Source organism: Burkholderia sp. BCC0398 (assembly GCF_902833245.1).
Classification (GTDB): Bacteria; Pseudomonadota; Gammaproteobacteria; order Burkholderiales; family Burkholderiaceae; genus Burkholderia; species Burkholderia sola.
Map to the genome: position 1 here is coordinate 111,427 of NZ_CADFEM010000019.1, position 21,561 is coordinate 132,987.

At 63.1% G+C, this 21,561-nt stretch carries 24 protein-coding genes and 1 pseudogene; 4 read left to right on the forward strand and 21 right to left on the reverse strand.

The genetic code is table 11. The features are described from left to right. Positions 1-3: 3 nt before the first annotated feature. Together HWX76_RS31850 and HWX76_RS31855 are read right to left on the reverse strand one after the other, a co-directional pair. Positions 4-2,106: a type IV secretion system DNA-binding domain-containing protein gene (locus HWX76_RS31850; RefSeq protein WP_089487648.1), complete on the reverse strand. Its 2,103-nt coding sequence runs from the start codon at positions 2,104-2,106 to the stop codon at positions 4-6. After that, positions 2,099-2,500 carry a hypothetical protein gene (locus HWX76_RS31855; protein ID WP_089487649.1) on the reverse strand — a complete coding sequence of 134 codons (402 nt, stop codon included), beginning with the start codon at positions 2,498-2,500 and terminating at the stop codon, positions 2,099-2,101. The genes HWX76_RS31850 and HWX76_RS31855 overlap by 8 nt, the downstream gene beginning before the upstream one ends. A gap of 1,110 nt (positions 2,501-3,610) precedes the next feature. Between HWX76_RS31855 and HWX76_RS31860 the strand changes: the two genes are divergently transcribed. Both HWX76_RS31860 and HWX76_RS31865 read left to right on the forward strand, forming a co-directional pair. Then, positions 3,611-4,015 (forward strand): hypothetical protein, encoded by a 405-nt coding sequence (locus HWX76_RS31860; RefSeq protein ID WP_176016869.1) that lies wholly within the window; start codon positions 3,611-3,613, stop codon positions 4,013-4,015. Between the two features lie 247 nt (positions 4,016-4,262). After that, on the forward strand, positions 4,263-4,574 hold the full coding sequence (locus HWX76_RS31865) for a hypothetical protein (RefSeq protein WP_089487651.1): 312 nt from the start codon (positions 4,263-4,265) through the stop codon (positions 4,572-4,574). Positions 4,575-4,736: 162 nt separating this feature from the next. Here the strand turns inward: HWX76_RS31865 and HWX76_RS31870 are convergent, their stop codons facing one another. The 16 genes from HWX76_RS31870 to HWX76_RS31945 form a co-directional block, all read right to left on the reverse strand. Beyond that, positions 4,737-5,036, reverse strand: coding sequence for an addiction module antidote protein (locus HWX76_RS31870; protein WP_027811056.1), 300 nt, complete (start codon positions 5,034-5,036; stop codon positions 4,737-4,739). Position 5,037: 1 nt separating this feature from the next. Further along, on the reverse strand, positions 5,038-5,331 hold the full coding sequence (locus HWX76_RS31875) for a type II toxin-antitoxin system RelE/ParE family toxin (protein WP_089487652.1): 294 nt from the start codon (positions 5,329-5,331) through the stop codon (positions 5,038-5,040). A 104-nt stretch (positions 5,332-5,435) separates the two neighbouring features. Then, entirely contained in the window at positions 5,436-5,579 is a 144-nt protein-coding gene (locus tag HWX76_RS31880) for a hypothetical protein (RefSeq protein ID WP_176016870.1), read from the reverse strand. A gap of 56 nt (positions 5,580-5,635) precedes the next feature. Further along, positions 5,636-5,857 carry a DUF3717 domain-containing protein gene (locus HWX76_RS31885; protein WP_089487653.1) on the reverse strand — a complete coding sequence of 74 codons (222 nt, stop codon included), beginning with the start codon at positions 5,855-5,857 and terminating at the stop codon, positions 5,636-5,638. Positions 5,858-5,901: 44 nt separating this feature from the next. Next, positions 5,902-6,381: a hypothetical protein gene (locus HWX76_RS31890; RefSeq protein WP_244138048.1), complete on the reverse strand. Its 480-nt coding sequence runs from the start codon at positions 6,379-6,381 to the stop codon at positions 5,902-5,904. 46 nt (positions 6,382-6,427) lie between these two features. After that, positions 6,428-6,694: a hypothetical protein gene (locus HWX76_RS31895; RefSeq protein ID WP_089487655.1), complete on the reverse strand. Its 267-nt coding sequence runs from the start codon at positions 6,692-6,694 to the stop codon at positions 6,428-6,430. Between the two features lie 14 nt (positions 6,695-6,708). Beyond that, entirely contained in the window at positions 6,709-6,999 is a 291-nt protein-coding gene (locus HWX76_RS31900) for a hypothetical protein (RefSeq protein ID WP_227745824.1), read from the reverse strand. Between the two features lie 736 nt (positions 7,000-7,735). Further along, positions 7,736-9,865, reverse strand: coding sequence for a ParB/RepB/Spo0J family partition protein (locus HWX76_RS31905; RefSeq protein ID WP_089487657.1), 2,130 nt, complete (start codon positions 9,863-9,865; stop codon positions 7,736-7,738). A 699-nt stretch (positions 9,866-10,564) separates the two neighbouring features. After that, on the reverse strand, positions 10,565-10,753 hold the full coding sequence (locus HWX76_RS31910; protein WP_006481578.1) for a hypothetical protein: 189 nt from the start codon (positions 10,751-10,753) through the stop codon (positions 10,565-10,567). Between the two features lie 53 nt (positions 10,754-10,806). Beyond that, on the reverse strand, positions 10,807-10,974 hold the full coding sequence (locus tag HWX76_RS31915) for a hypothetical protein (protein ID WP_175810126.1): 168 nt from the start codon (positions 10,972-10,974) through the stop codon (positions 10,807-10,809). Positions 10,975-11,023: 49 nt separating this feature from the next. Beyond that, the gene (locus tag HWX76_RS31920; RefSeq protein WP_089487659.1) at positions 11,024-11,530 is read right to left on the reverse strand and encodes a hypothetical protein; all 507 of its coding nucleotides are present in this window, start codon (positions 11,528-11,530) and stop codon (positions 11,024-11,026) included. 23 nt (positions 11,531-11,553) lie between these two features. Next, positions 11,554-12,207: a DNA methyltransferase gene (locus tag HWX76_RS31925; protein ID WP_038740883.1), complete on the reverse strand. Its 654-nt coding sequence runs from the start codon at positions 12,205-12,207 to the stop codon at positions 11,554-11,556. Between the two features lie 460 nt (positions 12,208-12,667). Then, positions 12,668-13,129 (reverse strand): hypothetical protein, encoded by a 462-nt coding sequence (locus HWX76_RS31930; RefSeq protein ID WP_089487661.1) that lies wholly within the window; start codon positions 13,127-13,129, stop codon positions 12,668-12,670. A gap of 108 nt (positions 13,130-13,237) precedes the next feature. Next, positions 13,238-13,519 (reverse strand): hypothetical protein, encoded by a 282-nt coding sequence (locus HWX76_RS31935; protein ID WP_089487662.1) that lies wholly within the window; start codon positions 13,517-13,519, stop codon positions 13,238-13,240. Between the two features lie 23 nt (positions 13,520-13,542). Then, positions 13,543-14,208 (reverse strand): LPD29 domain-containing protein, encoded by a 666-nt coding sequence (locus HWX76_RS31940; RefSeq protein WP_089487663.1) that lies wholly within the window; start codon positions 14,206-14,208, stop codon positions 13,543-13,545. Positions 14,209-14,281: 73 nt separating this feature from the next. After that, a complete protein-coding gene (locus HWX76_RS31945) occupies positions 14,282-15,109 on the reverse strand; it encodes a DUF932 domain-containing protein (protein ID WP_089487664.1) in 828 nt (275 codons plus the stop codon). A gap of 586 nt (positions 15,110-15,695) precedes the next feature. On the opposite strand from HWX76_RS31945, the gene HWX76_RS31950 reads away from it, so the two are divergent. Together HWX76_RS31950 and HWX76_RS36850 are read left to right on the forward strand one after the other, a co-directional pair. Further along, the gene (locus HWX76_RS31950) at positions 15,696-16,172 is read left to right on the forward strand and encodes a hypothetical protein (RefSeq protein ID WP_226136165.1); all 477 of its coding nucleotides are present in this window, start codon (positions 15,696-15,698) and stop codon (positions 16,170-16,172) included. Between the two features lie 51 nt (positions 16,173-16,223). Further along, positions 16,224-16,673: pseudogene (locus tag HWX76_RS36850) on the forward strand (transposase); the annotation flags it as partial. Positions 16,674-16,782: 109 nt separating this feature from the next. Here HWX76_RS36850 and HWX76_RS31960 read toward each other — a convergent pair. The 3 genes from HWX76_RS31960 to HWX76_RS31970 form a co-directional block, all read right to left on the reverse strand. Continuing rightward, a complete protein-coding gene (locus HWX76_RS31960; protein ID WP_089487666.1) occupies positions 16,783-19,479 on the reverse strand; it encodes a hybrid sensor histidine kinase/response regulator in 2,697 nt (898 codons plus the stop codon). Next, complete coding sequence (locus HWX76_RS31965; RefSeq protein ID WP_089487667.1) at positions 19,476-20,255, reverse strand: response regulator; 780 nt, start codon at positions 20,253-20,255, stop codon at positions 19,476-19,478. The genes HWX76_RS31960 and HWX76_RS31965 overlap by 4 nt, the downstream gene beginning before the upstream one ends. Before the next feature lie 218 nt (positions 20,256-20,473). Continuing rightward, positions 20,474-21,211: a response regulator gene (locus HWX76_RS31970; protein ID WP_089487668.1), complete on the reverse strand. Its 738-nt coding sequence runs from the start codon at positions 21,209-21,211 to the stop codon at positions 20,474-20,476. Between the last annotated feature and the right edge of the window lie 350 nt (positions 21,212-21,561).

The window sequence follows — 21,561 nt, forward strand, 5'->3', positions numbered from 1 at the left end:
GTGTCACCCCAACAGGTCACCGAGGCCGGCGCGGCCGGTGGGCCGTTCGCCGGCGCCTGGCTCGCGGGAAGCCGACGTATCGTGAACCTCGCCGGTGTCACCGTCCACGATTTCGCCAGTCGACAGCGAGATCACGTTGGACGGCTGTGCTACGGAACGAGAAGTGCTCGGCGCGGCCGGATCAACATCCGGGCCGGCAGAGGCGGGGTTGGTCGACGAGTACTCGGCGGTCGCAGTCGGAGCGTCCGAAGGATTGGGTGACGGGGAGCGGGACGGGTCCGTACCAGATTTCTCCGTCGGGCTGGGCGGGGGAGGCAGCACAGTGGATCGCCGCTCCGAGGCAGCCGGACCGTCAGCAGCAGCGCTTGCCGGTAGCCAGAGATCGTACGTTTGGCGCGGGACGAACGGCGTCACCGTTTGGGGATGGGGGACGTACTCGTACTTGACCCGGGCAACCGGATAGTCGCTCGGTGTGACCAGATAGCCCTGCATGTCGGGCAGGTGCAGAATTTCGGATGAGAGGACGAGATCACGGAGATTGCGTCGCGCAAAAACGCTCATGCCGTCGCGCCGCTCGTCGATGCCGAGATTCAGGCTTTCTTCCTTTTCGTCCAAATCGGCCTGTCCGATCGCGTTGGCCAACGCCTTGGCCGCATCACCATCTGTCACGCGAAGCAGGAGCTTGGTCTGGCATCCGGAGATGATCGTGCGCGCCAAGTGCTCGCCGTAGATCTGGAAGAGTTGGGAAAAGTCCTGGATGCCGAGCACGAAGCAACCGCCGTATTTCCGAATGTTGGTGACGGCGAGCTTCATGATCTCGAGCTTTTGCAGAGTGGGGAGCTCGTCGTAGAAGTACCAGAGACGTTCGCGATGAATCGGCTTGAGCGTCAACAGCGAGCGGATCGCGATATCGCACCAGAGGCTGATCAGCGGAAGCAGGGCGGTTTTCTGCTCCTCGTTGACGGTAATAAACAGCCAGGAATCGTCCTCTTCATCCTCATTCTGGATCCATTCTCGGATCGAAAATGGCTCGCCTTCGTCGTGCAGGTAACGAAAGCAATCGAGCTGGTTCTGCACGGTCATCTTGAGGCTCATGCCCGTACGCTCAGTGACTGGATCGACGTAGGTCGCCGCGGACTCGTTCGCTAGGATCGCGTGCAATTCCTCGAGATTGCTATGGGCGATAGCCTTGTACAGCGCTGCGTTGGTTCGTTTGTTGTCGCCGCCAAGCGCACGAATCGCCCCCTTGAAAACCATGCGCCCCGCAATCGCGAAGAATGGGTCCGCAACATTCGGCGGAATTGGGATGAGCCCCTCAGCCAGCCCGTCGTAATGGATCTCGCTTTGGATTTCGCGCCAGGCATTCCAGTTCGGGCTCCGCGCGTCGAGGGGATTCAGGATGACGTCCTTCCCTTCGCGGTAATACGCAGCGGTGAATTCACCTGATGGGTCATAGACGATCGCGCGTTTTTTGCGGGCGCGCACCTGATCCATCAGCGCAAAAAACTGCTGGGACTTGCCACTGCCTTGGGCACCAGAAAAGAGTGTGCCGAGCACTTCGGCCTTCTTCCGCATCGGCACGCCGGCGATGCGATAGGGGCTGGCGTCGTCTCGAGCCTCCAGTTCCTTGATGAGCTCCTTTGCTTTCACGAGCTTGGCACCGCGCACCTGCTTGTCGGTAAGTTTTCCGCGGCCGTACTCCATCCAAAACAGGACGGAAAGGAACGTGACGGCAATAGCCGTTAGAACAGCGTACAGGGCAGCATTGCGCGCATAGACGAAGAACTCGTCGGCCGCATCCTCGGTAAACGACAGCGCCGCACCGGGCGGCAGTGCCGTGTCGTCGTTGCCGAGATGGAACGAGACGTTCGGATTCGCCATCGGAACGACGGTGAGGATTTCCGCCTCAACGTGCTTGATCGTCAAATAGCGAGTTTCGGCCGACGTGACGAAATACAGGTATGCACCGCCGGCCAGCGCACCGACGAGAATTGCCGCGATGAAAACCGCCACAATCGCACTGGTGAGAAGCTTTGCCTGTTGCCACCAGAGGGCAGTTCCTCGCGAAAAGGTGGCGAGTCCGCTGGGTGAGCGTTGATCAGCCATTGAGCTCTCCCAGCAGTTTCTTGGTAGCGGCTTCGGCGCGATCCTGTGCCTGATGGAAGAACTGGATGTTTCTGTCGCTGATGATGCTGGTCAGGACTTCGCGGCTGAAGAACACCGCTTGAACCAGTTCGGACGGTAGCGATTGGACGGATTTGCCTGGGCCGCCATCGGACGGCGTGTGCCCACTCAGTTGTTGAATGAGCGCCTTGAGACGCTGGTCGATGAGCGAGACATTTTCGGTGACGACGCCGAGCGCAAGCTGCTTGCGAATGTAGTCGGACAGCGAGACACCGTTCTCCTGGGCCTTGCGCCGATAGAAGCGTTCCGACTCGGGATCGAGTTTGAAGGAGATGGGTTTGGACGCACCTTTTCCCGGCGTTTTGAGACGCGGCATGAAGACCTCGTAGCGAGAGATCCTTACCTTTTTGTGGCCGTGGTTAGTTGCGGATTGAGCTGCCGATACGCGCTTCCGTCGTGTGAAGATGTTAGCACATGGTCACGCTGTTTCGTCATACGGCTATGTGTTTTTCTGGGAACGGCGACAATCTTGCCGTTTCGCATTGTTTTCTCCATCAACATCCGCCTCGCGTCTTTAAAGCACTGATTTAATTATCGTTTTCTGTATATCTGGATCTTCATTGAATTTAGGTGTACTACCGTGACGCCAATGGTGTAATACGCATATAGCCGTTGTCACGCGAGCTTTCGATCGTAGGTCCAACGGTATTAAAGGGGTTTTACGGGCGTCATACCGGCATACGCTTTATCCAGCTTTGAGTTTCGGCGCTAGCTTAGCGATATTGCGCTTTTAGGCGTCGTACCGCTTAAAGGCTTGCGCAGCAAGGCTTTAAGCACCCGCAACGGAGTTGCGTGGTGTGTGACCGTCTGGTCGGGGGGTGGGGCTTGCCCCACGGGTCGCCCCCTGAACGGACGGTATCTGGATGGTGGTGCCCGGACGGGTCCGGGCACCACCGGTTTTTCAGCAGGCGTGGCGATCGGCATCGCAGCCAGCAAGAGCGAGGATTTCGTTCCGTTGAGGCGTTCGCCTGGGTGGAGCACCGCGAAAATTTTGCAGAAAAGTGAAGGTTGAGTCACCGACACGAAAGAGAGAAAAACGAGGCGAGCGTCGATCCGTTCCGCACAGGGAAAAAACGGAATAGGGAGGTCGAACGGAGGCAGGGAGCGGACAGGGGGAAATTCGGAGCGACGAGGGTGGTTATGCCACGCAGGTTTTCCACATATCCACGGGTCCGGACCGACGCAGCGATGCATCTACATCGCAAGAGCGTCGGCCGCGCGCCGTTTTCCACAACGGTGTTGGTTGTGGGGAACGGGAGAAGCGCGGGGACCGGTGGGTATGTGGGAAACCTGCCGGCGTGCGCTGATTTCGGTCGAGGATATATGGGGTTAGAAGCAGCAGCCAGAGAGAAAACGCTGTGAGGGAGCGCGGCGTTGCCCGAACCGGCGGTCGCGACGGAGGCGATCGCCGGGCGAAATCTGCGCAATGCGGGCATTGCGCACTGGATGGGTGGTCCGCGCGGGGCGACGGCTGCGCAAGGGCGCGGGCGACGCCCCGCGCGGCGACGGCCGGAAAAACGCGGAAGGGGGGCTCGGCGCGCGGTCGGTGAAGTCGGCGGCCGCGACGGTGGCGGCCGCCGTGCGTAAGCTGCGCAATGCGGGCATTGCGCACTGGATGGGTGGTCCGCGCCGGGCGGCGGCCGCGGAATGGCGCGGGCGACGCCCGGCGCGGCGACAGCATGAAAGTCGCGGGGCCGGGGGCTCGGCGAGCGGATTGGTCGGGCCGGCGGTCGCGACGGTGGCGGCCGCCGTGCTCGAGCTGCGCTATGCGAGCATTGCGCTCTGGCTAGGTGGTCCGCGCGGGGCGGTGGCCGCGGAATGGCGCGGGTGACGCCCCGCGCGGCGACAGCAGGAAAAATGCGGGGGCGCCGGATCAGCGCTCGGAGCGGTTGCGTCGGCGGCCGCGACGGTGCCGGCCGCTGCGCGCGAGTTGCGCAGCGGGCAATTGCGCCGCGACGGATGACGCGCGGGGCAGCGGTGCGACAGCGGGGTATCAGGCCTCAGTGCTTTACGTTGCGCGGCCGAATTCCGTTACACTTCGCGGCAAGGGGGAGGGGCAAGATGGAGTGATAGAGGCCATGACGGCAGATGCAGGGAAGACAGCGCGCAAGCCGCGATCGATCGAAGACGAGATCGCGAGGGCGGCGGCGAAGCTGAGAAAGCTGCAGGACCAACAGCGCGAGATGATCCGCAGGGATCGCGAGCGGAATCATAAGGCGGTGCTCGAGCTGCTGCGCGCGGAAGGGCTGGACGAGATCCCGGCGGAACAGTGGAAAGAGCGACTTGATGCGGTAAAAGTCGCACTCGCGAAACCGTGCGAGACCCCGGTGCCGGCGAAACCCGCCCAGGGCGTGCCGCCCGCCGCTGTCGCCGACGGCGCGTCGGTGTAATCGTTGGGGCAATCCGGCGCCGCACGAAGTGTGCGCGGAGCGGGATTGCCCCGATTCGTTTGCGCAGCGCGCAAACTGGCTAACGCATTGGTCGCGGGCTGGCGGGTGGTCGCGGCGTAGCGGCGAGCGCCCGCCAGCCCGCGACGCCGCGAAAATCCCGGCTCAGGCGTGCTCGTGTACGGGCGTCGTCACGGTCAACGTGAGGCCGAGCGCGCGCACAACACGCAGGATCGTCGCGAATTCCGGGTTGCCGTGCTCGTCCAGCGCTTTGTAGAGGCTTTCGCGGCCGACGCCCGCGTCGCGCGCAATCTGCGTCATGCCACGCGCACGCGCCACGGTGCCGATGGCTTCCTGAATGTCGGCGGAATCGCCGGTCTCGAACGAAATCCGCAGATATTCGGCCTGCGCCTCGGGCGTGTCGAGGTATTCGGCCGCATCGAACGGCGTTGTCTTGATACCCATGTCAATCTCCCAATTGCGCCGAAAGCGCGATAGCACGCTCAATGTCGCGCTGCTGCGTTGACTTGTCGCCACCGCATAGCAGGACGACGAGCGTTGAGCCTCGTTGGACAAAGTAGACGCGATAGCCGGGGCCGACGTGCACGCGCATTTCGCTCACTCCGGCACCCACCGGCTTCACGTCCCCATACTGGCCGCGCGCGAGCCGTTGAATCCGCTTGGCGATCTGCGCGCGCGCGATGTGATCGCGTAGGCCGCGCAACCATTTCGCGAAGTCGTCTGTCTGCTCGATTCTCATATCCTATATAGTATCCCATAGGATACACGATTTCAAGGTGCATTCTGGGTGCCGGCTGAACGCCCCGGCGACACGAAATGCGCCCGTCGAAGGGGGTACGGTTTTCACGCGACGCGCTCGACTTCTACAAGCTGCGACCCAAAAAGCGATTCCGCACGGCTCCAAGCCTCTTCGAAGCTGCTTGCGTCGATGATCTCGACGTCGAATCCTGTCTCTGTCTTGTAGGTGATCGCCCACTGTGCCTGCATGTCATTCTCCTTCGCGAACTCCGGCTAAATCGAATGCGGGTCGCGTCGATGACGCGTTATTGCGAAAACGCGCCGTCGAACGCGGCGCGTTGCGTGTCCGACAAGTGCGCCGCGTCGATCTGCGTCGCTCGTTTCACGATCATCAGCGCGTAGGGTTCGGCAAGAATCCGCGCTTCGCGGCACAGGATTGGATCACCGTCTACGCTCGGTTGGCGTGCGCGCCAAATGTTGATCGCGCGCTCGATCTGCTCGATATGCAAAACTGTTGTGCTGTTCATCGGTTTCGCTCCGTGGAGTGCGCCGTGTACACGGCGCACGCAGGTTAGTCGATACATTCGTCGAAGTGCCAGCGCGACTCCATTTCCTTGGCGGCACCGATCGCCTCCTGAAGCGTCTCGCGCGGATGGCCGGTGTTCGGCTCGCAATCGCCGCCACGATGAGACACTTCGAGGGCGGGGACATAGCCGTGCCGGGTCAGGCTCACGCTCGGGCGCGTTTCGTTCAATCCGTCCATGTCGCTGAGCCATTCTCCAAACCAGACGACCCGACCGCGTTCCTCGGCTTCGAAGCCGCCATCCCAATACGGAAGCAGAGTGGGCTCGTCCGCCAGCATCAGCGACATGTCGGACCCTTCGCGGCACGCGCGCACACCGCTCTCTCGGGCGCAGATAACGGCGTCGATCAAGTGCTGCTCCGCGTTCCACTGGTTTCCGGCAATCGCGGCGATGCCGTGCAGCGCAAGCGGTATGCGCGCTTCGAGGGCAAAATCGAAACTGTCGATGGGAGGGCGATCATTTTTCACAGCTCGCTCCGATCGGCGCGCCAGCTTCTGCGCGCCGGCAAGTGGGTCAATGGAAGATGCCGAGCGCTTCACGAACGACGCGTTGAGCGCTCGCGGCGCCGTAGCGCTCGCCGCGCGCGTACGCCTTTTCGTAGATCATGATCGCGACATTGATTTGCCACGCAGTCCAGTCGATCGTGGGCAGCGTAAATGCCAGTTCGCCATCGTCGCCATGATGTACCGCGATGGAGGACGCAGCACGTTCAGAACACGCAATTGCGAAGAAACCTTCGGTAATACCGTCGATCATCAGTTCGTCAGTCTCGTAGCTCATCGTGAATCTCCGGGTTATTGCCAAACCGGCGACCAAGCGCCGGACGTCAGGCGGAACAGGGTGATGCGTTGCACGCGACCGGCTACGTTCGTTTCGAGTCGCACGGCGCGCGCATCGTCATCGGGACGGGTCCAGCGGTGCAGGACACGAATCGGCGCGTCGAACGGGCATTCGAACCAATGCGCGGCCGTGGCACGCAGGCGATTTTTCGTGTGTCGAATGCCTGCCTGGCGGTGAGCCTCGGGGGGTGCGGGGGGAACGCCCGCGCGTGTGTGCGTGATTCGGTCGGGGGTGGTTGTGCTCACGATTTCGTCCTTTTGTGTCGGGTTGTGGATCTGCCATTGGGAGCCGCCTCGACGCGGGTTTAGCGCGGGCGGGCACGGGTGCAAGGGCGCGCCCGGAGGCCGCATGCGGAGCGCAGGCGTAGCCGAGCACCGAACGGGTGAGGACGTGGGCGGAGCGAAGCGCAGCCTTTACCCTTGCGCCCGTGCCCGCCCGCGCTATGCGTCGAAAAGGGGCGGCTCCCAATGGCAGATCCACGCGCTTAACCCGGCGCAAAAGGATGGAGCGCAGCCACGCGGTTTCCACGACCGGATCGCGCACACGGCGCGGGGCAGCCAGCCGCGCGCCCCCTCGGCCGGCGTAGCCGGCCGCTAGACCTGCTGTCCGCCCGCGCGCAGCGGGCGCGTATTCCACAAGCAAGCGACGCGCGCAGCGCCGGCACGGCGCGTAGACGTCAGGGATTGAAGCCCGTCAGGGGCGAGACACGCGCAGCGGGGCTCGACGCGCAGCGCGAAAGCCCGGCCCGGAGCGAAGCGGAGGGAGACGCCCCGGCAGCGAGTCAGGAAAGTGCCACCAGTGCATGCGCCACAGCGACGAGCGCATGCGCGGCATCGGAAAGGTGATCCTTTACGGGAGCGGCAGAGAATCGGAAAGTGAGAACTTTCGGGAGTGGATCATCATCACGGCGTCCGCCCCCCGACGGACTTCGGCCGGCACGCTGCGCCAGCGGGCGTAACGCACCCGCTGGCGTCGATCCGGTCAATCTCGCGGCGGCATGCCTTCGCCTTCCGCTACAGCGGCATCGTCGCGCACGTCGTCGGCCGACACGGCCAGAGCAGGGGCGGCGCCCTCCGCTTCATCGGCGCTCGCCTCGGCATCCGACGCCTTCGCCGGAACGTCCCACAGCTTCATCCGCACGGCTTCGGCCGTGACGAAATGCTCGGGCAACCAACCGCGCCCCGCGATCAGCCGTTCGGCCTCCGTCGCCGCGTCCCCCTTCTTGAGCTTCGCCACGCGCATCGCATCGGAAGGCGACACGGCCGCGCTCACGACGTCCACGATCCGATCCTTCGAAACGTGGTCGAAGTAGCCCGCCTTCGTCGGTTGCCACGCATCCGCGAGATTCAGCCCGAGCGCCGGGATCAGCGCGTTGATCGCGTGCGGCCGCTCATCCGGGCGCACGCTGTCCACGCTCGCCGCGACGTACTGCGCGAGGATCAGCAGCAGGCGCTCGTCGGTCTGCTCGATCAGCCAGCGCAGCAGCGCGTCGCTGTCGTTCGGGATTACGCCTCCCCAAACCCGGCGTTGCTCTCGGCGCATGGTGAACGCAAGGTCGTCGTCCAGTTCCGGCGCATGCTTCGTCAGGTTGTGGGAGTGGTCGCGGAACGTCACGTCCAGCGCGCTCCCCTCGGTACTGTGGCCGTACTCCCCCGCCAGCAGCCGGTGCACGAGCGCGGCGAGCGCGACGTGCGGCTGCTGCGCAAGCGCGGCGGCAACGGCCGCCGTGCGATGCGCGTTCAGGCGCAGCGTCAGCCGTTCGGAGTGCGGGCCCTTCGCGGGCTTCTCATTCGGCGCGGCGACGCGCGCCGGCTTATCTTCTGACGAGTCGTCGTCATCGTCGTCACCATTCTCGTCACTTTCGGTCGTCGCGGCTGCAACCGGCTCACGCGCAACGAGTCCGCGCTCGATCACGGGCTCGCCGTTCGCATCGAGCGAGAGAAGCGCGCCAGCCTGCGCCATGTCGTCGGGATGGTAGACGAGCAATGATCCCTCGATCTCGTCCTGACGCAGGCTCAATGCGCCTTCTTCCAGTTCCAGCCGCTCGGCGGCTTCGTCGTCCATGTCGTCGGCTTCCCACTGTGCCGCGATCTCGGCCAGCCGCTGATCGATCGCCGCCAGTTCTTTCGCCACCTCATCGGTGGGTTCCGTCCGACGCGGCAGCACCGGGCGAAATTGCGACCGCGTGGCATGGTCCCGTTCCGGCATGGCTTTCACCCATGCCCAGCCTTCGGCCAGCACCGACGCGCCGAGTGCTTCCAGTTGCTCGGTCGCGAGGCGCAGCATCAGCGCATGATCGCGATACCACGCATCCTCGGCTGCGGAGAACAGGTCGCGTCGCACGGCACCGCCAGCCGCTTCGAACGCCTCGACGCCGACGAATTTCGCGACGCGGTTGCTCACGAACGACTGTTCGTCGCGCACGAAGCGGCGGCGGATCGCGTGCGCGTCGCGGTTGTACGGCTCGGCGTCGAACCACGCGGCCTCTTGCTCGTCGTGACTGTCCGACAGCGCGAGCGCCTGCATTTGATCGAGCTTGATCTCGCCGGTGCGGAACAGGTCGACCAGCTTCGGAGACACGCGCGCGAGCTTGAGGCGGCGCTGCACGGTTTTCGGATGCACGCCGTACAGGTCCGCGATCTCCTCGATCGACCGACCGGATTCGACCAGAATCCGGTAAGCGTCGCACGCGTCGGCAGGGTGCATCGGCTCGCGCATTTCGTTCTCGGTTGCCGACAGCAGCACGGCGTCCTCGACCGGCACGACCCGGCAGCGCACCGGGTGGTCGGCGGGGATGTAGTCGTGTTCGAACAGGTAGATGAGCGCGAGGCGGCGGCGTTCGCCAGCGGCCGCGCCGAACGTCTGCGCCTTCCGCGCGCCGACCTTCATTGGATGGACGATGAGGTTCTGGAGCAGACCGACTTTCCAGATATTGAGGGCGAGTTCCTTGATGCCGGTGGGCGGCACGCGCCGCACGTTGTAGGGGGACGCGACGAGCCGTTTAAGCGGAATGTCGCGCAGCTCGTCTGCCGTTCGGTGAGCCTCGGGGGGTGCGGGGGGAACGCCCGCATCGTGGGCGAGGGCCGGGATCTCGGTGGTCACTGCGTTCATAAAAGCCTCCTTTACGTCGGGGTGGAAAAAGCTGCCATTCGGAGCCGCCTCGACGCATGGGGAGTGCGGACGCGCAGGCACTGCAAGGGCGCGAGCAAGGCCGCAGCGCCGCGGCCGTCAGGCCCGGCGACCGGGCGCCGCGCGCGGCAACGCGAACCCTTGCGGTGACGGCGGGCCGCACTATGCGTCGGGATGAGGCGGCCCGATGGCAGCTGATGCGCCGACGGGAGAGGCTGGAACGCGGGGACGGCTGCCGAGACCCGGACATCGTCGGCGCCGGGCCGCACGCGCGGCCCGAGCGCGAACTCCGCGCGGCTCGCCGCGCGGCTGACGGGGCGGCCAGCGCCGGGGCCGGACGCCGGTGGCGGCCGAGCCCCAGGAGCGGACAGCCCGTTTCTCTGGCGCGCGGGTGCGTGCGGCTTGCGTGCCTGGCGCAGCCGGGCGCGCAAGGTGCCGCGCGCCGGCTGGATATTGGGAACGGTGAAGATCCACCGCGGCCGGCTGGGGCGAGCAGTCCCCGCCCGCGCCGGCCGCTCGATGCGGGCGGGGTGGGCCGCCCCGTATCAGTGGAACATTTCGCGGTACGGAAACAGCCTTCCGTGTTCCAGTCGCCGGCCGGGCCTGCGGGGCCAGGCCGGCGGTGGAACATGGTCGAGCGACGAACGCGGCCGGCGCCAGGCGCGCGCCGGCGGCCGCGCGTCACTTCGAAGCGTTTCGACGCCCTTCAATAACGCCAGCGTCGTACGCCGCGGTCAATGCGGCACGGATACACCAGACGGCACAATCGTGGAAATCCAGCCGGTCGCTGTAACGCGTTTCGAGCGTGTCGATGTTCAGATGGATACGCGCGATCGCAAACAGCAACATTTCGAATTCGCCTTTGTTCATGGGTGTCTCTGGAAAGGCCGGCCCCCGGGCAAAGCCGCGGCCGGCGGGTGGATTTATCGCCGCGCGCACTGGCCGGCCTGGAACGCTTCCAGCATCGCGTAACGCAACGACGCCGGCAGGACTTCGATTTCCGTGTCGGAATCCCATACGTCCGAGATCTCGGGACCGAAGGCGTTTGCCGCGATCGCGGCCAAAATTGCATCAATCAAATATCGGGGCATGCTGTTCTCCAGGTGTGCCGGCCGCGGCGCGCGGCCGGCGCTCGTGTGGTCAAGAGAGCTGCACTGCGCCGCAGTTCTCGGCCAGGCAGAAGGCGAAATACCAATTTCGGTACAGCTCGGCGAACAGGTGATCGCAATCGGCGTCGATTGCTCCAAGGAACCGGCTGAAATCGTCGGCCAGCTTTGCGGAAGTCCGAGTGCCGATCGTTCCCGATGTGATCGAGAAATCGATCAGTTCCTTGAACGGGCCGTCCTTTGCCGCGATGGCGCCGTTCGTATGGCAGATTCGCGCGGCGCCGATCGAGATCGCCGGGTAATCGGCGATCTCGGCCAGGCGCTCGCGGAAGATGTCGTGCATGACGTAGGTGCCGGCGCTGAATTCGAACGAATTCCGGTACCGATAGATTCGCGCCATGTCCAGGTCGCTGGCGCGGTGCGGGAACCGCACCGCGGCGTCGAGGCGGACGCAAAACACGTCGACAGGGTCGCCGTTTTCGTTCGTGCGGGGATGGTCGAGCTGCTCGAGACCGGAATAGGCTGAAACGATCAGTCGCATGATGAATATCCTCTGTTCGGGTCTTAGGCCGCGGCCAAAGCGGCGCCGGCGACGGGCGCCGTCAGGCGCGCCTTGGCGGCCGCAAAGTAGGTCGCGTCCAGTTCGATGCCGATATACCGGCGCCCGAGCTCGCGGGCGGCAACGCACGTCGAGCCGGAGCCGGCGAACGGATCCAGTACGACGTCGCCGGGCTGCGTAAAAGCGGAAATGAGTGTGCGCAGCGCGGCGACCGGCTTTTCGGTCGGATGGTGGCGATTGCCGCTGTACGGAAACGGCATGACGTCGGCGATCGGCGCCGCCGGCGCCGCGGGCCGCCCCTTGGCGAGCAGGTAGGCCGATTCGTGCTGGTACTTCACCAGGCCGGCCTTGGACGCGTAGGACTTCGTGAAGACGAAGTGGCCGGCCACGCGAAAGCCGGCGGCCTTCCAGGCGTCGAAAAACAGGTCAACCTTGTTCCAGCCGTAGAACGAAATGCACACGGCATCGCGTTTCAGGACGCGGAACATTTCGGCGAACGCCGGCGCCAGCCAGTCGCCGTTGACGTCGTTCGCGATCGAGCGGCCGCTGCGATCGCGGAAATTCACGAGGTAAGGCGGGTCCGTCACGATGCAGTCGACGGATTCGGGGGCGAGTTTGGGCATGGCGACCAGGCAGTCGCCGTTGTACAAATAGCTCACGGTCAGCTCCTCAGAGTTGAGATAGGGGCAGCCGGAGCACAGCCAGAACGATCTGGCTCGCAAACCGTGCTACCCGGAGCTGGCGAGCGCCCGCAGGGGAATGGCGGGCAAGGGGACCGTGGAATACCGGAGTGCGCGAAGCGCGCGAGGATATGCCGCGAAAGCCCCTTGCAGGAGCGGGGCGCCGTGCGACATTCGTCGCGCACGGCGCAGCGGTCCGTCCGCCAGGACACGGCGGGCGAACGTGGGCTCCGGGTTGAAAGGTCGACGGCTGTGGAATGCCGACGGAAGGGGATGGACCTGCAGGACGTAGCGGACCGACGGTGCGGCGTCCCGGTCATGAGCGACGCGGCGATCTCCGATCGCGCGGCGCGATCGCGATTCCGTCAGCGCGGCCGCGAGAGCGGCCGCCGCGCAAACTTGCCCGTACGACGGCCGAGCAGGTTGAGGTACGGCAGCGTCAGAACAGCGCCAGTTGCTGCGCCTCGAGGCGCACATCTCGACGCTGCACGTCGACGTCGCTCGCGAGCAGCTCGATCGATGCACCGTCGGGATCTCCGACGCTCGCGTCGAGTCGAATGTCCGCACGTCGCGTGGCGTCGGCCGCACAGATACGCTCGAATTCTGCACGCGTAGCGGCCAAAAGGGCACGCGTGGCATGCTCGGGCAGCACGCAGTCGGCCGACGCGTACTGGCCGTCAAAGAAACGTGTTACGCCATACCGTTCTCCGCCGCCGTGCCTCGGCCGGTATACGACCAGAGCGATACGATCGGCGTCGCGCAGGCCGTTGGACCAGCCCGCTGGCCCGCAAGGCGCTAGACCACATTCAGCGGCGATCGCCGCGCCGCGCGCAATCAGATCGGCGTGCGCTCGGTCGATGACGCGATGCAGATTAGGCATCTTCAGGAAAAGCTGATTCATTGGGGCGTCCTGGTCGTGCTCGGGGCAGCCGAACCACGACGGCTGGCTGCCCGCAAAATGTGAGATCGCGCACCATCCATCATCACCATGTGCGCGACGATCGGCAGCTCATCGGGAACTGTCGGGACGCTCCCGCCACGCCTGCACCTCGTGAACCGCCACGAGCTCGAACAGGGTCTCGCCGTCAGGCTCGACACCAAGGTTCCCCCGAATGACGCGCAATGCATCTGCGTCGCTCAAGGCGGCCAAGGCCGTCAGAAGCTGTTCGCGGCCGGCCCTGGCCGCTCGAGCCCACTCGGCTCCATCCTCGTCGTTCCAATCCGGCACGGTGCGCAGCTGAAGGCCATACGCGCGGGCGGCTTCAATTGCGGCAGTTGCGATCGCTGTCATGTTTCGCTCCTCGTGGATTCTGGTCAGTGGACATCGCGCCGTACAAACAGACGCGCGGCCGTGGCCGAACGGGGAAAGCCATGCACGTCGGACGTCTCGGCAAGCATTGCGGCGATATCCATCTGCACGTTAGATCCCGAGCGAACGCTGCCCGCCCGATGCACGCCGATCACCTCGAGCAGCTGCAGGTTGCCTGCGCGATATCCATCGACCGTCATCGAGGCGCGCACATCCGGCGCCAGCCGATCGCCGTAGCGCGACGCGAGCCGCGCGAGTGCACGCTCAACCGCGCGATCGCTGAACTGTCGCGAGAGCGCGATCCGATCTGCAGCGAGACGAACCGTCTGCCGCCCGCTGGACGTCAACATGAAGTGTTCGACCCGCTCAACCCTGCCGCCGTCGGCCAAACGCGTGGCCTGCAGCGGCATCACAAGGCGCGCAACCTGCACGTCTCGGGGGCCGTCGGTCCAGTCGATTGTCAGCTGCGTGCCGTGTTCGTTCTTCGCGACGCGCACCGCGAACGACGTCGCGGGGAAGCCTTCACGCAACACGGTCTGCACCAACTGCGCGGTCTCGACAAGCGTCAGCACGTCGGCCAGCACCGCGGGCGCGGTGGCGGAATCCCGGCTGCCCCGCGCGCGGGCGGACTCGGAAATTTGGGTACGGCGATCTGCAATCTGATGGATCATGTTGAACCTCGAATGATGGTGTACCGGACAACGTGAGGCGAGGGCGCCGGCGGCGGCCGCCGGCGCGTTAGAGTTAGGCCTTCAGCTTGCGCATCTCTTCTGCGAGCACCCACATGGCGCGATTCAGGCGGAGATCCTGATCGATGCCGGCCACACCGCGTGTCGACATCCGGCGGCCAGTGGCCGAGCGACCACGCAGTCCGCCCTTGATCACGTTCTCCTGCACGCGCTGGAACGTGGTCCAGAGGTCGGGGCGGTTGTCTTCGGTACGACGCGCGCGAAGCAGCTGATCCTCGGTGATCGGCGCGGGCGCTTCGGTCACGTCGTACCGGAGCGCCAGCACCGACCGCGCAAACACCTGTTGCTCCCCTTCATCGAGCTGCACGGCTTCCATCTCGCTCTTGCATTCACGGATCAGGTCGAACCCGTCGAGCACCTCGTGCGCGCCGTCGACGACGTGGTCGACGACGTCGCCCTTGTGCGGCACGCGGATGTCGTGCGTCGTGTCGCCGAATACGAGACCGTTCTGGCAGACGAATCGGAAGTAGCCGGCCAGCATCTGGTAGCTGCTCGACCCATCGTGGCTGTTGAGGAGGATGATTTCCGGGGTTTCCGGCGACGCGACCTGCGACGCGTGACGGAGCCGGAGCATGTGCTTCGTATGCTCGCGCTTCGCGTCTACGCGCACGCGGGTCTGGCAAACCATGAAGGGCTGGAACCCTTCAGCGCGCAGCTTCGTGAGGAGCTCAATGGTCGGGATGTACGTGTAGCGGTCCGACCGCGAGTCGTGCTTGTCGGCGGCGAAGATCGACGGCGCGACCTCACGAATCTGCTCATCGGCGAGCGGCGTGTTCGAGCGACGGATCGGGGCGTTGCTGCCAAACTTTGTTGCGAGTTTCATGGTTCTCTCCGTTTAAGATTCAGCTTCGATGCGAGTCAATCAGGAATTCGTCGGTAATTACGCTGAACATCTAAGGATTACTATTTAATTATTAAGCCGAGTCGATTTCATCGTGACCTCCGTTCGAGAGTGGTTTGCATTGCTGGCCGCCCGGGCCCCAAGATTCGGCGCTCCCCTCGTAGGGGTTCGGGCCGGTGACGGCTTGACTTCGGCAGACCCGCTGCCGCCAGTCCCCTGAGTTCGTCGTCCCACGACTAGAGGAGCCTGCCGGCGGGCGTGTTCAAGGGCGGTCGCAAAGCCGCATGCGGAGCGCAGCCCGAAGGGCGAGCACCGAACGGGTGCCGCGGCCGGCGAAGCGCACCCTTGAATGCGAACGACGATGGGCTACGGTCGCGTTTGGGGCGACGAGCTTAGGGGACTGGCGGCATGCGCAAAGTTTAGACAGCACCGGCTCGCCGCGCGGCGAGCGCCATTTTTTGCGGCCCTGGCCGCAAGACTGGACAAGCTTGTGCCGCGTGTCGCGGTCGTTCGCGACACGCGGTTGCGCTATGCTTCGGTGTGATCGTGTGAAATCTGAGACGAGTCGATGCTCATTCGAGAACAGGGAAACCTCATCAAGGTGCTGCGCGTCGAGCCTCCCAAGCAACCGCGTGCAAGGGGACGTCGGCGCGAACACGTGCTCGGCACGTTTCGCGCCGACGAGCCTGCACCGCATGAGCTGCTCGCCGTACTAACTCCCGACGAACGCGAAGCACTCGCGAGCTGGCTCTCGGTCTACCGGGAAGGCCAGGCACGCACGGAAGTGCGTGCGATGCTGGCCTCGGCGCCCGCGCAACTGGAATCGCTCGTCAGTGCACTCGAAGTCGCGGCCGACACCATGTCGGCCGACGAGGCGGACCGTGTGTGGGCGCAGCTGCAGGCGATCGCACGGACGCTGAAGGGTCCGGCCATCCGCGGCCGCGCGCAGTGCGCCGGCCGCCGGCGCCGCTTCCCGGACAGCAAGATTTCTTCGCCAAAGGCGAAGAGCTCAAGCAGCTGGCCGAACAATAGTGTAGTGGTCTAATGAATCCGGACACTGATTTAGGCAAGAGTGGTCGCCATGAAGAGGTGTCAGATGAGCAAGCAACGACGTACGTTTTCCCCGGAGTTCAAACAGCAACCCGCCTGTCTGGTGCTCGATCAGGGTTATAGTCATATGGAAGCAAGCCGCTCGGTCGGCGTCGGCGAGACGGTGCTGCGCCGCCGGGTGAAGCAGCTTCAGATGGAGCGCCAGGGCGTCACGCCGCTGGGCAAGGCAATCACGCCGGATCAACAGCGTATACAGGAACTCGAGGCGCGTATCGAACGCCTCGAGCGTGAGAAGGCCATTTGAAAAAATGGCTACCGCGCTCTTGATGTCGGAAGGCATCGAACGTACGAAGTAATTGATCAGATTGGCGCAAGCGAATCGGTCGAGCTGATCTGCGCGGTATTCGACGTGTCGCGGTCTTGTCTGTATGCACACCGAGGGCGAGCCCGACGCGTTGATGCCGAGCGCATGGCACTGCGTAGCCGGGTATCAGAGCGTTCTTACACGTTTGATGACCGAGGTGTGTCGTTTATCGATCGCTTACATTCGAACCTAACCACTCTTTTGTACCAGCGCGTCAGATTGACGTTGGTGCATTGGCGCTTCAGGGAAAGTCAAGCATTGACTGGAGTTCCCGCAACTCACCTCTTCTTGCCAATTGACTGACTTTAGCTGCAAAGGGTGCATGCCGCGGTGCCGCCTGAGCAATCTTTTCCGCCCAGTCAAGCAAATCGGATATCGCGCCCAGTTCGATCAGCACGCGTGCTTCGTCGAGCAATACCGCGGCGGGTGGTTCGAGACACGGTGGATCTTGCGATGCCGGCTGCGCCGATCGATGTTCACGTTGTATCTTCAGCAGCGTAGCGATTGCGTTACGCAAATCGGCAAGACTGATTGGCTTGAGAAGCTGAGCGTCGAAACATTCACTCGCATCCGGCCGTGCTGCCTGGCTGAACGGCACAGCGGAAACGAGAACGACTGGGACATGTGGATGGCAGCTTCGTGCAGCGGCCAACACGTCATGCCCGGATGCCTCTGGCATGAGTCGATCGGTTAGGATGAGTGCCGGAATCGGGCAATCCTTCGCGATCAGTCTCCGGACCGCTGACGCGCCATTATCGTAGGCTTCAACCTCGAACCCGAGGCTGAGCAAATCTCCGCGCAACAACTCTCGGATCTCGGCTGTATCTTCGGCCAAAAGGACGAGTTTTCCACCTCCGTCTATGAGCGGGAGCGCATCGGCCGATTCATGCATGCGCAGACTGTCGACTCCCGCTTCGTCCACCTCATCGACCGTAAGCGCGATGACAACCTTCGTTCCGATTCCTGGGGTACTGTCGAATGTCAAGGTCGCCCCCATCCGGTCGGTCCATAGCTTGACAATAGAAAGCCCCAGGCCGATACCTGGCCGATGGTTGTGTTCCCCTACGCGCACGAACGGCTCGAAAACGCGCTCGTGATCGACGACAGCAATGCCACACCCGCTGTCGGATATGGAGAAGCGCAGATTCCAGCGCCGCTGCGTGCTGTCGACAGGATCCGCGCTGACGGTCAACCGGATACTGCCGTGGTTCGTGAACTTGGCTGCATTGTCCAGAAGGTTGCCAAGCACCTGGTGCATACGCTGTTCATCAAGTTCGATGACTGGCGGTAGATCTCCGACGACGTTTAGAGAAAACTCGTTAGCGCTGCGATTCGCGAGTGCATCGCCATGCTGTGAGACGGCGTCCAGTAGAGCGTAGGTGTATACAGGTTGGGGTGACAGCGTGTCCGCTTCGCGCCCCCTAGCATAGTCGATCAGGTCGTTGACCATACCGAGCATGTGGTTGGCGCTGCGGCGGATGACTCGACCGCGTTCCGCATCCTCGCGACCATCCGCTTGGATGAGATCGGCGAAGCCGATAATCGATGTGAGCGGCGTCCTGAGGTCGTGGCTGATTCGGGCGAGGAAGTCGCTCTTTGCCCGTATCGCACCGTCGGCCTGCTCAAGTGCGCTACGAAGCTCGCGGGTACGTGTAGCGACCGCATTCTCGAGTCGCTCCTGAGTGGCCTCGCGTTCAGCCCAAAGCAGCCGCTGCACTTGTCGTTGCTCAAGCAGTAACTGACGCGACCTGCCGCCGACGATCATCGATAGCAAAACCAGCACGCCGATACTGTCCCAGATCTGTGCGGTGCCTGCGCTAAAACTGGTGGAAATGAATCCGGATAGCACACCGAGGCGAATGAAGAGCGTCGCACAGTCGGGAAGAAACGCTATCAGAATAAGGCGCGCGTTCGCCACCTTGCGCCGGTACGCATGAGCCACGGATGCTATCCACACCAGATTGCAGAGGAGTGTGCCCTGGATGGCGACCGCTGCGCTTGTGCGATAGTCCCCGAACGCGGTCCAGGCGGCGGCGGCGACAAGCGCCGCAATCATGATCTTGTAAGACCAGCGCCATGCACCGAATTTATCGAGTCCAATGAACGAATACAGCAGCGCCGAGAACAGAGCGACACTGATGTTGCCCGCGATGCTCGGCAGGCGCACGAGCCAGTCGCCACCCTGATGAAGAAGCAGCGCGTAAAGATAGCCTTCGAAGGCTAATTCGTAGATGACTTCGGACACCACGGTTGCCGTCAGTATCACGAAGACACGGTCGCGCCACACAGCTGCGAGCACTGCCGAGAAGACGGCCATCGCGAGCATGGCGCCTGTCAGCAGCATATGCGCGGTGATGCTGCGCTGGGCTTCCACGTGGAAGTTCCTCGGGTGCCAGAGATGCAAGGTCAGCGTCAACGATGAACGGCTTCGCACGCGGATCAGATACCGCATTTGCTGGCCAGGTGTCAGCGTGACCGGAAACGCGGTACTGACGGTTTCGAGCGGCCGGTTCGCGATCGGCGCTCCAATTCCGGAACGGTAGCGCACCTTGGCCGCATTACCATCTTGATCGACCACGTAGAAAGCGACGTCTTCGAGACGTACTGGATCGACCGAGATCCATCGCGTGGTAGTTTGCGCGCCTTGATTTGCGAGTGTGCCTGCAATCCAGATGGTCGACGACGTGAAACCTCGTGATAGCGTGCGCGCGGTCGCACGCTGCCAGCCGTCGCTGTGCAAGACGGCGTCAGCTGCGAGGTTTGCCGTGCGATCGTCGAACAGCATGACGTCGTTCGCCAGCGATCGGTACCCGGGACCTGATGCGACGTCGATTGCCTGCGGCCATCGAAGGTCAGCCGAAAACGCGGTCAATGCGAAAAACATCAGCAACCACGCCAGTGCCAGCTGGCTCCCCGCATGCGTGCGTCGGCCGATCATGGATTGGTCAGCGCTTCATTCGCGTGGCTGCCCGCGCGGCGAAGCATACTCGGGGAGACGCCAAAACGTGTCTTGAACGCGGTCGCGAAGTTCGCACCGTTCGTATAGCCGACTCTACGCGCGATGGTCACGATGTCGCTGTTGCTCTCGAGCAGCAGACGCCTCGACTCGTTGAGTCGTTCTTCTCGAATGTAGTCGAATATTGTGAGCCCGATGCAACGTTTGAGCGCTTGCGATAGCCGACGTGGTGAAGTACCGGTCCGAGCGGCAAGTGCTTCGACGTCGGGTTCGTCGGCGAAGTTGGCGAGCACGATGGCCTTAACTTGACGGAAGAGCGCGAGGTCGATATTCGTAGCATCCTGATTAAGCGGCTGGACGCCTGCTGTCGGTTCCGATTCGGTCGCAATGCCATTCAATCTCAAGTGCATGGCAACGCGCAGCTTTACCTCGTCGAAATGGAACGGCTTGGTGATGTAGTCGATCGCACCGGCCTCGAGGCCGGCAACGCGTTCCTCGGGTTGGCTTGATGCGGTCAGGAAAATCAACGGTACGTCTGAAGTGGTCGGATCCGCTTTCAGTCTGCGGCACGCAGTGAGCCCGTCGCAACCCGGCATCTTGATGTCCATCAGAATCAGGTCCGGCCGGACGGCACGTGCCTTGTTCACCCCGTCTAGGCCGTCGCTCGCCATGAATACGCGAAAGTCCTGTTGTCGGAGGAATTCGGCGAGCAGGCTACGATCGTCGAGGTGGTCATCGACAACAAGGACGCGGGTCATAAATCAGCTGCTCGATGTGCTGCGTGCGGAGAGATCGGACGGATGCATATTGTGTTGCCGATAATAATGATCATTCGTTGTGCCGCAATGTCACCATCGCGTCGGCGGAGCAATGTACCGCAGGGAGGATATCTCGGAAGCCAGCAGCCGTCGGCGGCGGGCGAAAATAATATCCGGCACCAAACAAAACAGACCGATTCGCAAAGTATTGCACTGCGTCATACATCGAATTGCTTTATCCGTGACTCGTTTGGGGAAGCGCCGAATCGTTTTCGGTACGCCGTCGAGAAATTCTGCCGGGTTCCATATCCCACTGCCTCGGCGATCGTCTGGATGTCGATAGTCGTTTGTGTAAGCAGGCTTGTCGCATATTGCATGCGCGCTTCGAACAGGAACTGCGAGACCGTCATGCCGGTGCATCGTTTGAAGACCAGGTTCAACCGCAAAGTATTCGTGCTCAACGTACGCGCGAGAGACGGAACGGGAGATGCCTCGTGAAGACGGGCAAGTAGATGGTAGCGGGCATCTCGAAACAAGCGCGTATCCAGCGTATCGCCCGGACACGCGGCAGTGTTTTTGCCGCATGCGTAACGACCTGCACGCGCATGGATGCTGAGGCGCAGGTGAACCTCCTTCAGATCGAAGGGTTTGGACACGTAGTCGATGGCACCTAACCGTAGCCCTTGTACGCGCTCGGCGGGTTGGCCGGCCGCCGTCAGGAAGCAAATCGGGATCGCGCGCGTATCTGGAACAGATCGTAAAAGGCGTGTGGTAGTCAGGCCGTCGCATACCGGCATGCCTACATCCATCAGGATCAGGTCGGGAATAATGGCCAGCGCCTTGCGAAAGCCGTCCTGGCCGTCGCATGCGACAAAAATGCGGCAACCGATGCCGCCGAAGTACTCCGCCAGCAGCAGTCGATCGTCAGGATTATCGTCAATGATCAGGATCCGCATTCCGGAAATGTCACTGGAGCGTGATCGTTCAATTGCTTGTGGCATGTAAATTTCGCAATCGATTGGCGAGAGAGTCCGATGGCTTTATCTACCCGGAGCGCCGGACTGTTTACGGGCGAGATTTCTCTTCTTCCGGGTTAACGGCAACATCCGCCGCTAACTTGAGCTCGCAGTTGATGGTCGGCTCCTTGGAGCACCGAGTGCGACCCCAGTTCGCCCTGGATCTCGGCATCCCGTCGCCAGCCCTGTTCTCGGACGAAGATTTTATCGAGCCCGGCAAACCTTAGCGACAGTCTTTCAAAGGCCTGACCCCCACTTGCATATTCCTCCGCGGTATCGTCCGCTCCAAC

Coding starts and splice junctions, on each gene's coding strand:
- HWX76_RS31850 (WP_089487648.1), bottom strand. CDS start 2,106: ATGGCTGATCAACGCTCACCCAGCGGACTCGCCACCTTTTCGCGAGGA.
- HWX76_RS31855 (WP_089487649.1), bottom strand. CDS start 2,500: ATGCCGCGTCTCAAAACGCCGGGAAAAGGTGCGTCCAAACCCATCTCC.
- HWX76_RS31860 (WP_176016869.1), top strand. CDS start 3,611: ATGCGGGCATTGCGCACTGGATGGGTGGTCCGCGCGGGGCGACGGCTG.
- HWX76_RS31865 (WP_089487651.1), top strand. CDS start 4,263: ATGACGGCAGATGCAGGGAAGACAGCGCGCAAGCCGCGATCGATCGAA.
- HWX76_RS31870 (WP_027811056.1), bottom strand. CDS start 5,036: ATGGGTATCAAGACAACGCCGTTCGATGCGGCCGAATACCTCGACACG.
- HWX76_RS31875 (WP_089487652.1), bottom strand. CDS start 5,331: ATGAGAATCGAGCAGACAGACGACTTCGCGAAATGGTTGCGCGGCCTA.
- HWX76_RS31880 (WP_176016870.1), bottom strand. CDS start 5,579: ATGCAGGCACAGTGGGCGATCACCTACAAGACAGAGACAGGATTCGAC.
- HWX76_RS31885 (WP_089487653.1), bottom strand. CDS start 5,857: ATGAACAGCACAACAGTTTTGCATATCGAGCAGATCGAGCGCGCGATC.
- HWX76_RS31895 (WP_089487655.1), bottom strand. CDS start 6,694: ATGAGCTACGAGACTGACGAACTGATGATCGACGGTATTACCGAAGGT.
- HWX76_RS31905 (WP_089487657.1), bottom strand. CDS start 9,865: ATGAACGCAGTGACCACCGAGATCCCGGCCCTCGCCCACGATGCGGGC.
- HWX76_RS31910 (WP_006481578.1), bottom strand. CDS start 10,753: ATGAACAAAGGCGAATTCGAAATGTTGCTGTTTGCGATCGCGCGTATC.
- HWX76_RS31915 (WP_175810126.1), bottom strand. CDS start 10,974: ATGCCCCGATATTTGATTGATGCAATTTTGGCCGCGATCGCGGCAAAC.
- HWX76_RS31920 (WP_089487659.1), bottom strand. CDS start 11,530: ATGCGACTGATCGTTTCAGCCTATTCCGGTCTCGAGCAGCTCGACCAT.
- HWX76_RS31930 (WP_089487661.1), bottom strand. CDS start 13,129: ATGAATCAGCTTTTCCTGAAGATGCCTAATCTGCATCGCGTCATCGAC.
- HWX76_RS31935 (WP_089487662.1), bottom strand. CDS start 13,519: ATGACAGCGATCGCAACTGCCGCAATTGAAGCCGCCCGCGCGTATGGC.
- HWX76_RS31940 (WP_089487663.1), bottom strand. CDS start 14,208: ATGATCCATCAGATTGCAGATCGCCGTACCCAAATTTCCGAGTCCGCC.
- HWX76_RS31945 (WP_089487664.1), bottom strand. CDS start 15,109: ATGAAACTCGCAACAAAGTTTGGCAGCAACGCCCCGATCCGTCGCTCG.
- HWX76_RS31950 (WP_226136165.1), top strand. CDS start 15,696: ATGCTCATTCGAGAACAGGGAAACCTCATCAAGGTGCTGCGCGTCGAG.
- HWX76_RS31960 (WP_089487666.1), bottom strand. CDS start 19,479: ATGATCGGCCGACGCACGCATGCGGGGAGCCAGCTGGCACTGGCGTGG.
- HWX76_RS31965 (WP_089487667.1), bottom strand. CDS start 20,255: ATGACCCGCGTCCTTGTTGTCGATGACCACCTCGACGATCGTAGCCTG.
- HWX76_RS31970 (WP_089487668.1), bottom strand. CDS start 21,211: ATGCGGATCCTGATCATTGACGATAATCCTGACGATCGACTGCTGCTG.